Origin of the sequence: Streptomyces sp. NPDC050528 (genome assembly GCF_044457795.1) — a bacterium.
GTDB lineage: Bacteria > Actinomycetota > Actinomycetes > Streptomycetales > Streptomycetaceae > Streptomyces.
The window spans coordinates 196,790-210,475 of the sequence record NZ_JBITHH010000001.1; the positions used below are offsets into that span (position 1 = coordinate 196,790).

Annotated in this window: 13 protein-coding genes; 7 read left to right on the forward strand and 6 right to left on the reverse strand. The window is 71.3% G+C overall.

The window, feature by feature from the left end:
* Nucleotides 1-57: 57 nt before the first annotated feature.
* From ACIBK4_RS00970 to ACIBK4_RS00985, 4 genes are all read right to left on the reverse strand, one after another.
* On the reverse strand, nt 58-669 hold the full coding sequence (locus tag ACIBK4_RS00970; RefSeq protein WP_398990891.1) for a class F sortase: 612 nt from the start codon (nt 667-669) through the stop codon (nt 58-60).
* Entirely contained in the window at nt 666-1,043 is a 378-nt protein-coding gene (locus ACIBK4_RS00975; protein ID WP_398990893.1) for a sortase-dependent protein, read from the reverse strand. The genes ACIBK4_RS00970 and ACIBK4_RS00975 overlap by 4 nt, the downstream gene beginning before the upstream one ends.
* Nucleotides 1,044-1,198: 155 nt before the next feature.
* Nucleotides 1,199-2,629 (reverse strand): dihydrolipoyl dehydrogenase, encoded by a 1,431-nt coding sequence (gene lpdA, locus ACIBK4_RS00980; RefSeq protein ID WP_398990895.1) that lies wholly within the window; start codon nt 2,627-2,629, stop codon nt 1,199-1,201.
* Between the two features lie 96 nt (nt 2,630-2,725).
* Nucleotides 2,726-3,829, reverse strand: a complete 1,104-nt coding sequence (locus ACIBK4_RS00985) for an ABC transporter permease (protein WP_398990897.1) — start codon at nt 3,827-3,829, stop codon at nt 2,726-2,728.
* Nucleotides 3,830-3,944: 115 nt separating this feature from the next.
* On the opposite strand from ACIBK4_RS00985, the gene ACIBK4_RS00990 reads away from it, so the two are divergent.
* Nucleotides 3,945-4,394, forward strand: coding sequence for a MarR family winged helix-turn-helix transcriptional regulator (locus tag ACIBK4_RS00990; protein ID WP_398990899.1), 450 nt, complete (start codon nt 3,945-3,947; stop codon nt 4,392-4,394).
* Between the two features lie 15 nt (nt 4,395-4,409).
* On the opposite strand, the gene ACIBK4_RS00995 is transcribed toward ACIBK4_RS00990, so the two are convergent.
* A complete protein-coding gene (locus ACIBK4_RS00995; protein WP_398990901.1) occupies nt 4,410-5,123 on the reverse strand; it encodes a GntR family transcriptional regulator in 714 nt (237 codons plus the stop codon).
* A gap of 122 nt (nt 5,124-5,245) precedes the next feature.
* Between ACIBK4_RS00995 and manD the strand changes: the two genes are divergently transcribed.
* The 6 genes from manD (at nt 5,246) to ACIBK4_RS01025 (ending at nt 12,356) form a co-directional block, all read left to right on the forward strand.
* Nucleotides 5,246-6,454 (forward strand): D-mannonate dehydratase ManD, encoded by a 1,209-nt coding sequence (gene manD / locus ACIBK4_RS01000; protein WP_398990903.1) that lies wholly within the window; start codon nt 5,246-5,248, stop codon nt 6,452-6,454.
* Nucleotides 6,451-7,917, forward strand: a complete 1,467-nt coding sequence (locus ACIBK4_RS01005; RefSeq protein WP_398990905.1) for a mannitol dehydrogenase family protein — start codon at nt 6,451-6,453, stop codon at nt 7,915-7,917. Before manD ends, ACIBK4_RS01005 begins: the two co-directional genes overlap by 4 nt.
* A 66-nt stretch (nt 7,918-7,983) precedes the next feature.
* Nucleotides 7,984-9,387, forward strand: a complete 1,404-nt coding sequence (locus tag ACIBK4_RS01010) for an MFS transporter (RefSeq protein WP_398990907.1) — start codon at nt 7,984-7,986, stop codon at nt 9,385-9,387.
* On the forward strand, nt 9,384-10,505 hold the full coding sequence (locus ACIBK4_RS01015) for an L-idonate 5-dehydrogenase (protein ID WP_398990909.1): 1,122 nt from the start codon (nt 9,384-9,386) through the stop codon (nt 10,503-10,505). Before ACIBK4_RS01010 ends, ACIBK4_RS01015 begins: the two co-directional genes overlap by 4 nt.
* 100 nt (nt 10,506-10,605) lie before the next feature.
* Nucleotides 10,606-11,598, forward strand: coding sequence for a sugar kinase (locus ACIBK4_RS01020; RefSeq protein WP_398990911.1), 993 nt, complete (start codon nt 10,606-10,608; stop codon nt 11,596-11,598).
* Nucleotides 11,599-11,714: 116 nt separating this feature from the next.
* Complete coding sequence (locus ACIBK4_RS01025; RefSeq protein ID WP_398990913.1) at nt 11,715-12,356, forward strand: bifunctional 4-hydroxy-2-oxoglutarate aldolase/2-dehydro-3-deoxy-phosphogluconate aldolase; 642 nt, start codon at nt 11,715-11,717, stop codon at nt 12,354-12,356.
* 16 nt (nt 12,357-12,372) lie between these two features.
* On the opposite strand, the gene ACIBK4_RS01030 is transcribed toward ACIBK4_RS01025, so the two are convergent.
* Nucleotides 12,373-13,677, reverse strand: coding sequence for an amidohydrolase family protein (locus tag ACIBK4_RS01030; protein ID WP_398990916.1), 1,305 nt, complete (start codon nt 13,675-13,677; stop codon nt 12,373-12,375).
* Nucleotides 13,678-13,686: the final 9 nt, after the last annotated feature.

Sequence of the window (13,686 nt, forward strand, 5' to 3'; positions counted from 1 at the left end):
GCTCTCCATGGTCGTGACGTGCGAAGTACGTGCAAAGTGCGTGCGGGGTACGGGAGTTCAGCCGGTGAGCGTGGCGAAGACGATCACGTTGTCGAGGTAACCCGTACCGGTACGGGTCCCGCCGCAGGTGATGAGACGCAGTTCGGGACGGTCCACGTTCCCGTACACCTCGTCCGTAGGGAACTCGGCCTTGGCGACCGTCCGTACGGTGGTGACGGTGAACGTGGCCGTCGTGCCGTTCTCCAGGCCCGCCTCGATCCGGTCGCCCTTGCGCAGCTTCGCGAGATGGCGGAAGACGCCGTCCCCGTACGCGCCGACGGTCACATGCCCGAGGATCACCGACGGCCCGGTCTGGCCGGGCGTCGGCGAGTGCCGGTACCAGCCCGCCCGGTCGTGCGCGGTGATCGGCGGCACCTGGACGGTGCCGTCCGAGGCCAGCCCCAGCTGCATGACCGGGGTGTCGACCCCGATCGCCGGGACGCGCAGGGTGACCGGGACGGAGCGGGTGAGGGTGTGTGCCTTCTTGGCGCCGGGTTGCCGCGAGGGCGTTGAACTCCCTTGCGGTGCGGCGGAGTTCGCGGCCGGAGCGGTCGTGTGCCCGCCGCCGCAGCCGGCGAGCAGCGATGCCGTCGCCGCGGTGACGAAGGCGCGCCTGGAGAGCGAGGTCATACGCCGGTCGTCCTCCGACGCCGTACGACGACGAAGGCGCCGCCGCCGACGACCAGCGCGGCGGCTCCCCCGCCGACCAGTGCGGTCGTCAGGTCGTTGGACGACTTCGACACCGGGGCGACGCCCGTGTCGGGGGCGCCGCTGGGCACCTCGGCGACCTGGCTCGGGGCCCGGGTGGGCTCGGCGGACGGTACGGCGGAGGGTGCGGTGCTCGCGCTGCGGGTGGGTTCGGCGGTGGGGGCCGGGGTCGGCGCCTGGGTGGCGGTCGGCGCCGCGGACGGGGACGCGGAGGCCCCGGCCGCGAACGCGGGCGCGGTGGACGCCAGGACCGCGCCGCACGTAAGTGCCAGGGCGCTGAGGACAGTTCGGCGCATGAATCGCTCTCTCTCGTCGGCCGCCCCACCGGTCCGTCGGACGACGGTTCGGCGGTGGGGCGGGTCAGTGATCGAGCGGAGAGACGAGGCAGCGGGAGGGCGGGTTGTAAAGAGCTGGCAAAGTCGCCCGAGGGGGAGGCCGGTTGGCCCGTGGGTCACATGTTGATCATGTGTCCCGCGAGGCCGTGCACCGCTTCCTTCACCGCCTCGCCGAGCGTCGGGTGGGCGTGCACATTGCGGGCGACCTCGTGGACGGTGAGGTCCCATTGCTGGGCGAGGGTGAGTTCGGGGAGGAGTTCGGTGACGTCGGGGCCGATGAGGTGGCCGCCGAGGAGTTCGCCGTACTTCGCGTCGCTGATCAGCTTCACGAAACCGGTGGTGTCGCCGAGGCCGTGCGACTTGCCGTTCGCGGTGAACGGGAACTTCGCGACCTTGACGTCGTGCCCCAACTCCCGTGCCTGCGCCTCGGTGTAGCCGAAGCTGGCGATCTGCGGCTGGCAGTAGGTGGCGCGCGGGATCATCGCGTAGTCCAGCTCCATCGTCTCCGCGTCCGCGAGGGTCTCGGCGGCGATCACCCCCATCGACTCGGCGGCGTGCGCGAGCATCAGCTTCGCGGTGACGTCGCCGATGGCGTACAGGTGCGGGACGTTCGTACGGCAATGCCCGTCGACGTCGATCGCGCCGCGCTCGGTCAGCCGTACGCCGGTGTTCTCCAGGCCGTATCCGGTGACGTTCGGGGCGAAGCCGATGGCCTGCAACACCTTGTCGGCTTCCAGGACTTGCCGGCCGCCGTCCTTGCCGGTGACCGTGACGCGGACCTGCGGGCCCGACTCGTCGATGGACTCGACGCGGGTGGAGGTGAGGACGTCGATGCCCAACTTGCGGTACTGCTTGGCGAGTTCGGTGGAGACCTCGATGTCTTCGAGGGGTGCCATCCGGTCCAGGAACTCGACGATCGTGACCTTCACGCCGTAGTTGTGGAGTACGTACGCGAATTCGATGCCGATGGCCCCCGCGCCCGCGATCACGATCGACTGCGGGAGGTCGTCGGCGAGGATCTGCTCCTCGTAGGTCACCACGCGCGCGGTGCGCTTGGTGCCGGGCAGCAGCCTGGGGGTGGCGCCGGTCGCGATGATGCAGTGGTCGAAGCCGATGGTGCGCGATTCGCCGTCGTAGCCCGCCACTTGGAGCGTGTTCGCGTCGAGGAAGGTGCCGCGGCCGTCGATCTCCGTGATCTTGTTCTTCTTCATCAGGTAGTGGACGCCTTTGACCCGCCCGTCCGCGACCCGGCGGCTGCGGCGGAACGCCTCGCCGTAGTCGAAGGAGACCTCCCCCTCGACCTTGATGCCGAAGGTCTTCGCCTCACGGGTGAAGATGTGCGCCAACTCGGCGTTCCGCAACAGGGCCTTGGTCGGGATGCAGCCCACGTTCAGACAGACACCGCCCCAGTACTTCTCCTCAACTACAGCCACCCGCTTGCCGAGTTGGGCGGCACGGATGGCGGCGACATAGCCACCGGGTCCCGCACCGAGTACGACGACGTCGAACCGCTCGTCCTGCGCGTCCCGCGCGTCCTGCTGGTCCATCGAAAGATCCTTTCCCACGGTGAGGTCCCATGGCCTTCTGGAGATCCTCTACATGTCCAGGATGCCGCGTTCGTCGGCGGATCTCGCGCGGCGAGGTCAGCCCGCCGCCGGCTCGGGCTGGGGGACCTGCCCCTCCCCCGCACCCGGCGCCGGAGTCCCGCGCCGGTACACGTCCTTCAGGTACAGCACGAGGACGGCGCCGAGCACCCACACCGGGAGGATCACCAGCGCGCGGGAGAGGCCGTCGTTCTGGAAGCGGGACAGGCCCTGCATCGCGCGGACGCCGACGCCGACCGGCAGGATCTCGGAGAGCGGGCGCAGCCAGCCCGGCAGATACGCCGCCGGCATGATCCCGCCGCTGCTGCTGTTGCCGAGGATCAGCATCAGGATCGACGCGAGGGTGACGCCCGCCGAGCCGAACAGCCGGAGCAGCACCATGGTCGTGGCCGCCACGGCCGCGCCCATCAGGGAGATCACGACGACCAGCGGCAGGAACGAGCCGGGCAGCGCGCCGAAACCCGTGCTGCCGGCGATGGTGGCGATCAGGAGACCGCCGACGACGCCGAACAGGGCCAGGCTCGCCATCCGCCAGCGGTACTGGAGGCGGGGGGCGAGTTGGTAGGTCGTCATACCGAAGAGGTAGCCCGCGAGGACCAGGCCGAAGGCGGCGTAGAACACCGAGAGGCCACGGGTGTCGCCCGCCGCTGCCGGGGCGACGTCCTCGACGGCGAGTTCGTGCTGCTCGGCGTGGGCCACGGTGCCGAAGGCGGTGGTCACGGTGGCGGTGACGGCCGCACCGTTCGCGCTGCCGTAGAGGAGCTTTCCGTCGCCGAGGTAGGCCGCGTAGATCTGCCGGTCCTGTACGGCGTTCCGGGCGGCGGACTCGTCGGGGTAGGTCCGCACGGTGAAGCCGCCCGGGGCAACGCGTTCCAGGTCCTGGTTCAGGTGGGCCTGCGCGGTACCTATCTCCGTTGTGCCGACGCGGAGTTGGTGCGGGCTCGGGGCGTGGAAGGCGGCGAGGTAGACGCTGACGAACACGGCGCCGATCAGCAGGACGACCGCCACGGGGAGCAGGACGGCACGCAGATTTCCGGGGCCGGGCGGCGGATGGGCCACGTCCAGGGCGTGCTTGTGCGGCTGCCGGGCGGCGTGGGTCGTGCCGGTCGTGCCGGTGGCTCGGGGTGCGACTTGCTGGGACATCGGAGCGGTCCTAGATTAGAAGGCAACTGATATTATTTGTACATCACAATCAGCTGCCTTACAAAGTGCCCGCCGAGAAGCGCCCCCGAGGCGTCCCGCAGAAGAGGTCCGTTCCGTGAAGCATCCCGACCGCCGTACCGGCTATGTGGCCTGGCAGATCGGCCAGATCATGGCGGCCCGGATGGAGCGCGCCCTGCGCCCGCTCCAGCTCACGCTCGCCCAGCACCGGGCCCTGATGCAGGCCGTCCTCGACCCGGGGGTCTCCAGCGCGACCGCCGCGCGCAGGGCGGCGATCACCCCGCAGTCCATGGGTACGGCGGTCAACGGACTGGTCGAGCGCGGGATGCTGGAGCGGCGTACGACACCCGGCGACCGGCGCACCCAGCGCCTGCACGCGACGGAGGCCGGCGTACGACTCGCGGCGGAGGCGGCGGAGATCGTGGACGCCGCGCACGCCGAGGCGCTCCAGGTGCTGACGCCGGCGGAGCAGGAGCAGACGCACGCGCTGCTGCTCAAGCTGCTGGCGTCGCTGAACCCCTCCGCCCTGGAGGGCGAGCTGTCCTGAAGAGCCGGACCGGCGCTACTCCCAGACCACCACGTTGCGCCGCACCGGCACTGTCGAGGGGCCGCTGGCGAACAGCTCCGGTGAATGCGCCCGGATGCGCTCGATGTCGCTGAAGACGGCCCGGAGATGGGTGCGCATGGCGGCGCGGGCGAGCGGGATGTCGCCGGCGACGACCGCGTCGTAGATCTCGCGGTGCTGGATGGAGAAGACGGCCGGGGAGACGTTCTCGTGGAGGCCGAGGCGGCGGGCCCGGTCGAGGTGGCCCTTGGCGGCGGCGACGTTGGTCCACACGTTGCCGTGGCCGCTGAGCCGCATCAGGCCCTGGTGGAACGCCTCGTCCAGGTCGAAGAACTCCTCCAGGCCGAGGTCCGCGCGCTGCTGGCGGGCGAGGTTGTCGCGGAGTTCGCCGTCGACCTCGGGGTCGAGTTCGGCGGGCAGGTCGTCCAGCGAGGCGAGTTCGACGGCCTCCCGCAGGAACTGCGCGTCGGCGACCTGTGCCGGGTCCACGCGGGAGACGAACGAGCCGATCTTCGGGAAGACCTGCACCAGACCCTCCTGCGACAACAGGATCAGGCTCTCCCGCACCGGGGTCCGGCTCACGCCGAGCGAGGCCGCGAGTTCGTTCTCCGACAGGGCGGCGCCCGGGGCGAGTTCGAGGGTCAGGACCATCTGACGCAGTTTCAGATAGATCGCGCGCCGACTGGTGCGGTCCCGATTCGAGTGAGCCATGCGGCCATCGTATCCGTGACGCGACCATTGCCACTTCGCGACACATGCTTGTATACAAGTACTGAGCGACCGGCGGCGGAACGCGGTCGACCGGCAACAGGACACGGTTAGGAGAGCCACCCGTGAGCAAGATCGAGCGCGTCGAGGTGTTCGTCGCCTCCCCCGGGCGCACGTTCGTCACGCTGCGCATCACCACGGACGACGGGGTGACGGGCCTCGGCGACGCCACGCTCAACGGACGTGAACTGGCCGTGGCGAGCTATCTGCGCGATCACATCGTCCCGCTGCTGATCGGCAAGGACCCCGCCCGCATCGAGGACATGTGGCAGTTCCTCTACCGGGGCGCGTACTGGCGGCGCGGGCCGGTCACCATGACGGCGATCGCGGCCGTCGACACCGCGCTGTGGGACATCAAGGGCAAGACCGCGGGCCTGCCCGTCTACCAGCTCCTAGGCGGCCGCTCCCGGAACGGCGTACTGGTGTACTCGCACGCCAGCGGCACCGACGTACCGTCCCTCCTCGACGACGTCCAGCGCTACCTGGAGCTGGGCTACAAGGCGGTCCGCGCGCAGGCCGCGGTGCCCGACGTCGGCGGCACCTACGGCGTCCGCAAGGGCAAGGTCTACGAACCCGCCGCGACCGAGCTGCCCGACGAGCAACCCTGGGACACCGAGGCCTACTTGGGGTTCGCGCCCACCTATCTGGAAGCCGTCCGGGAACGCTTCGGCTTCGGCTTCCACCTCCTCCACGACGTCCATCACCGGCTCACCCCGATCGAGGCGGCACGCTTCGGAAAAAGCGTCGAGGCGTGCCGGCTGTTCTGGATGGAGGACCCGACACCGGCCGAGAACCAGGAGGCGTTCCGGCTCATCCGGCAGCACACCACGACCCCGATCGCGGTCGGCGAGGTGATGAACTCGATCTGGGACGTCCAGCACCTCATCACCGAGCAACTCATCGACTACGTCCGCACCACCGTCGTGCACGCGGGCGGCATCACCCACCTGCGGCGGATCTTCGACCTCGCCGCGCTGTACCAGGTGCGGACCGGTTCGCACGGCGCGACCGACCTCTCCCCCGTCAGCATGGCGGCGGCGGTGCACCTCGACATCAGCGTGCCGAACTTCGGGATCCAGGAGCACATGGGTCATCCCGACGAGGCGGCCGAGGTGTTCCGGACCGGTGTCACGTTCGCCGACGGGATGCTCCACCCCTCGGAGGAACCGGGGTTGGGCGTCGAGTACGACGAGAAGGCGGCGGAGCGTTTCCCGTACCAGCAGCGCTATCTTCCAGTCGCGCGGCGTCTCGACGGGTCGGTGCACGACTGGTGAGCGGCGTCGACCTTCCCCCCGGGAGGAGTCCCCGCTTCCCCGCACTGAGCCGTACGGCACCCCTCGCCCCGCAGACGCGGCCCGTCGTAGACCCCGCCCAACTCCGCACCCGTGTCGTCCACTTCGGCCTCGGCGCCTTCCACCGCGCGCACCAGGCGGTCTACACGGAGAACGCCGCCGCGCTGTCCGGCGAACCCTGGGGCATCACCGCCGTGGCGCCGAGGTCGGCGGCGACCGTACGCGCCCTGCGCGCACAGGACTTCCTGTACTCGCTCACCGAACGCCGTCCGCAGGGCCCCCGCACCCGGGTCGTCGGCTCGGTGATCGACGCGCTGACCATGGGCCCGGACGCCAAGGCGCTCAGCGCGCTGCTCGTCGATCCCGAGGTCACGGTGGTGACGCTCACCGTGACGGAGAAGGGCTATCAACGGCTCGCGTCCACAGGCGGGTTGGACACGGCGGCCGTCGCCGCCGACCTCGCGACGGACCCTGGCGGCCCGTTCAGTACGGCAGTTGGGGCACTGGCCGCCGGGCTCGCGGCGCGGGCACGGGCGGGCGGCGCGCCGATCACCGTCGTGTCCTGCGACAACATGGCGGACAACGGCGCCGTACTCGCCCGGGTGGTACGGGAGTTCGTCGACGCGTCCCACTGGCCAGACCGGCACCGGATCCTGGACCGGATCGCCGAGACCGTCGCCTTCCCCGCGACGGTCGTCGACCGGATCGTGCCCGCGACGAGCGAGGCGGACCGCGTAGCCGCCGCGACCGCTCTCGGGGTACGCGACGAACTCGCCGTGACGGCCGAACCGTACCGGCAGTGGGTCCTGGAGGACGCCTTCGCCGCCGCCCGGCCGCCCTGGGAACTCGACGGCGCCCTGTTCGTCAGCGATGTGACGCCGTATCAGCTCACGAAGCTTCGCCTGCTGAACGGCTCCCACTCCGCCCTCGCGTACTTGGGGACGGCAGCGGGCCTCACCACCATCTCCGAGACCATGGCGGCCAGTTGGGGCGAACGGCTCGTCCGGGCGCTGTGCGCGGAGGTCGCGCCCACGCTCCCGTCCGGCGGTCCCGATCCGTCCGCGTACGCCGAGGATCTCGTCGTACGGTTCCGCAATCCCGCGATGCGACACCTGCTGCGGCAGATCGGTTCCGACGGTTCGCTGAAGATCACGGAACGCTGGCTGCCCGCGCTGCGCACCCTGCGCGAACAGGGCGCGGGCACGCCGGTGCTCGAACTCGCCCTCGCCGCCTGGGTGTTGAGCACCCGGCTCGGGCCCGACGCTCCGACCGACCCGGCGGCCGACGCCCTCGCCGCGTGCTGGGACGGAAACCCCCGCCCCGTGGAGACAGTCCGCGCACTGCTGCGCGTACTCGGCGCCACGGACCTGGCCGAAGACGACCAGCTCACCGCCGCGATCGCCGCCCGACTGCCCGGCCTGCGCGCCGGCCGCATCGAGATCTGAACCCCGCCCCCAAGCCCCTCCCTTGCCCGTCCCCGCGCTCAACTCGGCTCACGAACAACGGAGTTCATGATGCAGGACACCCCCGTCCCCGCCCTCACACAACCATCGCCGCCCGCCCGGCGCACGACCCGCGATCTCACCAAGGCCGCCGTCTCGGGCTGGCTCGGTACGGCCATGGAGTTCATGGACTTCCAGCTGTACTCGCTGGCCGCCGCGATCGTCTTCAACAAGATCTTCTTCCCGGACGTCAGCCCGGCCATCGGTCTGATCGCCGCGATGGCGACCTACGGCGTCGGCTACGTCGCCCGCCTCGCCGGTGCGGTCTACTTCGGGCGGATGGGCGACCGAATCGGCCGCAAGAAGGTCCTCGTCATCACGATCCTGCTGATGGGCGGGTCCACCACCCTCATCGGCGCGCTGCCCACCTACGCCGCGATCGGCATCCTCGCGCCGAGCCTGCTGGTCCTGCTGCGGCTGATCCAGGGCTTCGGCGCCGGGGCCGAGATAGCCGGGGCGACCGTGCTGCTCGCCGAGTACGCCCCGGTGCGCAGGCGCGGCCTGATCGCCTCGCTGGTGTCGCTCGGCACGAACTCCGGGACGCTCGCCGCGTCGGGTCTGTGGGCCATCCTCATCGGTGTGCTCAGCGAGGACCAACTCCTGTCCTGGGGCTGGCGGTTGCCGTTCCTGCTGAGCTTCGTCCTCATGCTCTTCGCGGTCTGGCTGCGGCGCGGCCTCAAGGAGAGCCCGGTCTTCGAGGAACGCGCCGACGTCGTCGACGGCGTGGCGATGACCCGCGGCGAGGTCGAGTCCACGATCGCCGAGGAGGGCGAACACCGGGTCGACGTCCTCGAGGCGGGCATCCGCCAGCGCAAGGGCAGGGCGTTCTTCCTCGCGCTCGGCCTGCGCCTGGGCCAGGCGGGCAACTCCGGGCTGATCCAGACGTTCCTCGTCGGCTACATCGCCACCAACCTCTCGGTCGGCCGCTCCGTCCCCACGGACGCGATCGTCTACGGCTCACTGCTCGGCTTCGCCACCGTGCCGGCCGTGGGCCTGCTGGGCGACCGCTACGGACGCCGCCCCGTCTACATGGCGTTCTCCCTCCTGACCGCCGTCATCGCCTTCCCGGTGATGTTCCTCATCGCGTCCGGTTCCGCGGCGGCGGTGATGTCCGGCATGGTGCTCGGCCTGAACGTCGGTGTCCTGGGCCTCTTCTCGCTGGAGAGCGTGACGATGGCCGAACTCTTCGGCTCCCGCACCCGGTTCACCCAGCTCGCGCTCGCCAAGGAGATCGGCGGCATCCTCACCACCGCGATCGGCCCGGTCCTCGCGGCCTCGCTCACCGCCGTCACCGGCAGCTGGTGGCCCATCGCCGTGATGCTCATCGTCTACTCGCTCATCACCCTCGTCAGCGCGTATCTCGCCCCCGAGACACGCGGACGCGACCTGGTCCGACTGGAGGACGCCGTATGAGTACAGGCCGTATGAGGGCCGTCGTGGTGCACGGTCCCGGAGACGTGCGCATCGACGAACGGGACCGGCCGACGCCAGGCGCGGGCGAGGTGCTGCTCGCGCTGGAGTGGGGCGGGATCTGCGGATCGGACATCACCTACTGGAAGAACGGCGCGTCCGGCACCGCCTCGTTGGCCCACCCGCTGGTCCTCGGCCACGAGGTCGCGGGCCGGATCGCGGCGCTCGGTCCCGGGGTCACCGGCCTGGACGAGGGACAGCAAGTCACCGTCCACCCGGCCCAGTTGGTGGGCGACGGCGTCCTCCCGGACCGGATCGCCGGACGCACCAACCTCTACCCGCACGTCCGTTACTTCGGCTCGGCGGCCTTCGACCCGCACACGGACGGCGGGTTCAGCGAATTCCGTACGGTCCGCGCGGCCCAGGTCCGCCCACTGCCGGCCGGCGTCGACACCCAACAGGGCGCCCTGGCCGAGCCGTTGGCGGTCGCCCTGCACGCCGTGGGCCGGGTGCCGGCGCTGCGCGGACGGACGGTCCTGGTCAACGGGGCAGGTCCGATCGGCTCGTTGGTGGTCGCGGCGGCGAAACACGCCGGAGCGGGCACGGTCATCGCCGCCGACCTCTCCGCCAACTCCCTTGCCGTAGCCCGCGCGATGGGCGCCGACGAGACCCGCGACATCTCGCGCGACGAGTCCCTCCCGGAGGACGTCGAGGTCGTCTTCGAGGCGTCCGGCGCCCCTTCCGCCCTCGGCCCGGTCCTCCGGTCCACCGCGCGCGGCGGCACCCTCGTCCAGGTCGGCAACCTCCCCGGTACGGCGGTCTCCGCGGCCCTCGGTGACCTGGTCACCCGTGAGATCACGTGGATCGGCTCGTACCGCTTCGTCGAGGAGATCGACGACGCGTTGCGCGCGCTGCGGGACGGGCTGGACGTGTCGCCGGTGATCACGCACCGGTTCCCGTTGGAGCGGGCGGAGGAGGCGCTGGCGGTGGCGGCGGATCCGGGGAGCGGGAGCAGCAAGGTGCTGCTGCGGCTGGGCGGTGGGGGCAACTCCGGTGCGTCTGATGCCGGTTGGTCCGACTCCGGTACGTCCGGCCTCGGTACGTCCGGCTCCGGCAGCTGACCCGCAGGTCGTCCCTCGGAAGTACAACAACCAGGAGATTCCCGTGCCCTTGCCGCCCCCGCCCCTTACGGCCGACCGACCGGTGCAGGCTGCCGAAGTCGTGCCGGGTCAGACTGCCGACGTCGTGTGCGTCGGCGAGACCATGGCCGTCCTCAGTCCGCCGGACAGCCGTCCGCTCGACGAACAGCCGACGCTCACGATGGCCATCGGCGGTGCCGAGTCCAACGTCGCCTGCGGTCTGGCCGGTCTCGGTCACCGTGTCGCCTGGCTGAGCCGCCTCGGCGACGACCCGTTCGCGCGCCGCATCCTGGCCGAACTCACCGCGCGGGGCGTGGACGTGACGGGAGTGGAGACCGACCCGGCCCGCCCGACCGGCGTCTACTTCAAGGACCCGGCCCCGGAGGGCACCCGTACCCACTACTACCGGGGCGGATCGGCCGCGACCCTGATGGGCCCGGAGCTGACCCGGCTGCCCGTGCTGCGCCTGGCCCGTATCGTCCACCTGTCGGGCGTCGCGGCGGCGCTCTCCGAGAGTTGCGCCGGGCTGCTGGAGGCGATCCTGGTCGACCGCGCGCTCAGCACGGAGGCGGACAAGGCTGGAGGACCGATCGTCTCCTTCGACGTCAACCACCGTCCCGCGCTGTGGCGTTCGGGCACCGCGGACGCCGCGAAGAACCTGCTCACCCTCGCCCGCGCCGCCGACATCGTCTTCGTCGGACGCGACGAGGCCGAGGCGCTGTGGGGCACGCCCCGCCCGGACGACGTGGCCGAACTCCTCGGCCCCGCCCCGCTGGTCGTGGTCAAGGACGCCGAACACGGAGCGACCTCGTATGCCGACGGCACCCGTACGTTCGTCCCCGCGCTGCCCACCCAGGTCGTCGAACCGGTGGGCGCGGGCGACGCGTTCGCCGCGGGCTACCTCTCGGCGGTACTGGAGCACCGCGACGAACGCTCCCGCCTGCGCCTCGGCCACATCGCGGCCTCCGCGGCGCTGCGAACGCGGGCCGACGTACCCGAGATGCCTCCGCGCACGGAGACCGATCGCCGGCTCGCGCTGGACGAAGTGGAGTGGTCCATGGCCACGACGGCATGAACTGCCGTACGCGGACAACGACTTCAGCGTCACCTCGACCAACACCCCACCCCGCACACCAACCGCCATAGCCCCCTCCCCTCCCCTCCCCTCCCCACAGCCACAGGAGCCCGCCCATGACCCCCGACTTCCTCCCCCAGTTGGCGAAGGACCGTGTGATCGCCGTCGTCCGGGCGCCGGAGATACCCGATGCCGCCGCGCTGTGCGAGGCGTTGCGAGCGGGTGGCATCCGGTGGATCGAGTTCACCCGGACCACTCCCGGACTCGTCGGGCATCTGCGGCGCGCGGTGGCCGACGGGCAGGACGGGGTCGGTGCCGGGACGGTGATGACCGGGGCGCAGGCCGAGGAGCTGATCGCGGCGGGGGCCCAGTATCTCGTCACCCCGGGTTGCCGTCCCGGCGTCGCGGAGGCGGCAGCGGCGGCCGGGGTGCCGGTCGTGATGGGCGCACTGTCGCCGACGGAAGTCGGGATGGCCCTCGACCTGGGCGTGGACGCGGTGAAGATCTTCCCGGCGCGCGCCTTCGGCCCCCGGCACTTCCGTGACCTGGCCGGTCCCTTCCCCGATGTACCGCTGGTGGCGTCGGGCGGGGTCAACGCGGAGAACGCGGCCGGGTTCCTCGCGGCCGGGGCGCGTGCGGTGTGCGCCGGTTCGGAGGTCGTACCGCCCGCTGTGGTGGCCGCGGGCGACTGGGCGGAGATCACCCGCCGGGCCCGCGCCTTCACCGACGCGCTGTCGGCCGTACCGTCGCCCGTGTAGGGAAACCCCTGCCCCGCTACGCCTGCTCGGGCCGCGGGCGCCACGTTCCGTCGACCGGAATCCCCGCCGCCGCCGCGATCCGGTCGCGGGACGCGAGCAGCCGGGACCTCAGTGCGGACAGGTCCACGCCGACCAACTCCCCGTTCCGCTTGACCACTTGACCGGCGACGAGGACGGTGTCGACCAGGCCGGGATGGCCCGCGCTGACGATGCTGCCGGCCGGGTCGGTGACCGGGAACACCGTCAGGTCGTCGGTGCGCAGGAGGATCAGGTCGGCGTCCTTGCCGGGGGTGACGCTGCCGGTGCGGGCGTCGAGTCCGCAGGAGCGGGCCGCGTCGATCGTGGTGAACTCCAGCAGGTCCCGGGAGCGCAGGCCGCCGTCCAGACCGCGCTGCACGGCGAAGGCCGTACGCATCGTGGAGAACATGTCACCGCCGGCCGAGGGGACGTCGTCGACGGACAGGGTCGGGCGCATGCCGGCCGCCAACGCCCGCCCGGTGACCGGCGATCCGAAGCCCATCTTCAGCTCGACGTCCGGACTGACGGACAGCGAAGCGCCCGCGTCCGCGAGCATCCGCAGCTCTTCGTCGGTGATCCCGTTGGCGTGCACGAACGTGGTGGTCTCGCGCAGCAAGCCGTGCTCGCGGAGGTCGGCGACCGTGGGGGTGGTGCCTCCGGGATCGACGTGGAGGCTGGTGCGCAGGCCGAGTTCGTCCGCCAGCTTCAGCTCCCGCGCGACGGTGTCCATGCCGGTGTCGTCGGGTCCGCGCAGGCCGAACGCCATGGTGACCAGGCCGTCGCCGGGCAGCTCGGAGCGGACGCGGCGGATGTCGGCGTCGACGGAGTCGGCGGTACCCCAACCGGCGCCGAGGCAGAAGACCGACCGCCCCGGCGCGTCCCGCAGCGCGGCGACGGCGGCGTCCTCGTGGTCGTGGGTCTGGGCGACGTGGTACCAGTCCAGCATGGTCGTCACCCCGGAGTGCAGGGCCTCCAGGCGGCCGAGCAGGGTGCCGGCGTAGACGTCCTCGGGCCGGTAGTGGGGCTTGACCGTGCGGTGCATGGCCAGCGCCCACTCGGGGAACGTCCAGTCCGCGCCGGCGCCCCGGAACGCGGTCTGCCAGCTGTGCCGGTGGTTGTCGACGAAGCCGGGCATGACGATCCGGTCGGTCGCGTCGATCACCTCGGCGTCCGGCGCGTCGACGCGCTCGGCCACCTCGACGATCACACCGTCCTCGATCAGCACGTCACCGCGTTCGAGATCGCCGACCGCCGGGTCCATGCTGACCACGGTGCCGCCGGTGAGCAGGGTTTTCTTCGTCATCGGAGGAAC

Excerpts from the sequence above, each read along its gene's own strand:
- ACIBK4_RS01010 (WP_398990907.1), top strand. The coding sequence starts at position 7,984 with ATGATGCAGGACACCCCCGTCCCCGCCCTCACACAACCATCGCCGCCC.
- ACIBK4_RS01030 (WP_398990916.1), bottom strand. The coding sequence starts at position 13,677 with ATGACGAAGAAAACCCTGCTCACCGGCGGCACCGTGGTCAGCATGGAC.
- ACIBK4_RS00985 (WP_398990897.1), bottom strand. The coding sequence starts at position 3,829 with ATGTCCCAGCAAGTCGCACCCCGAGCCACCGGCACGACCGGCACGACC.
- lpdA (WP_398990895.1), bottom strand. The coding sequence starts at position 2,629 with ATGGACCAGCAGGACGCGCGGGACGCGCAGGACGAGCGGTTCGACGTC.
- ACIBK4_RS00995 (WP_398990901.1), bottom strand. The coding sequence starts at position 5,123 with ATGGCTCACTCGAATCGGGACCGCACCAGTCGGCGCGCGATCTATCTG.
- ACIBK4_RS01025 (WP_398990913.1), top strand. The coding sequence starts at position 11,715 with ATGACCCCCGACTTCCTCCCCCAGTTGGCGAAGGACCGTGTGATCGCC.
- ACIBK4_RS00975 (WP_398990893.1), bottom strand. The coding sequence starts at position 1,043 with ATGCGCCGAACTGTCCTCAGCGCCCTGGCACTTACGTGCGGCGCGGTC.
- ACIBK4_RS00970 (WP_398990891.1), bottom strand. The coding sequence starts at position 669 with ATGACCTCGCTCTCCAGGCGCGCCTTCGTCACCGCGGCGACGGCATCG.
- ACIBK4_RS01015 (WP_398990909.1), top strand. The coding sequence starts at position 9,384 with ATGAGTACAGGCCGTATGAGGGCCGTCGTGGTGCACGGTCCCGGAGAC.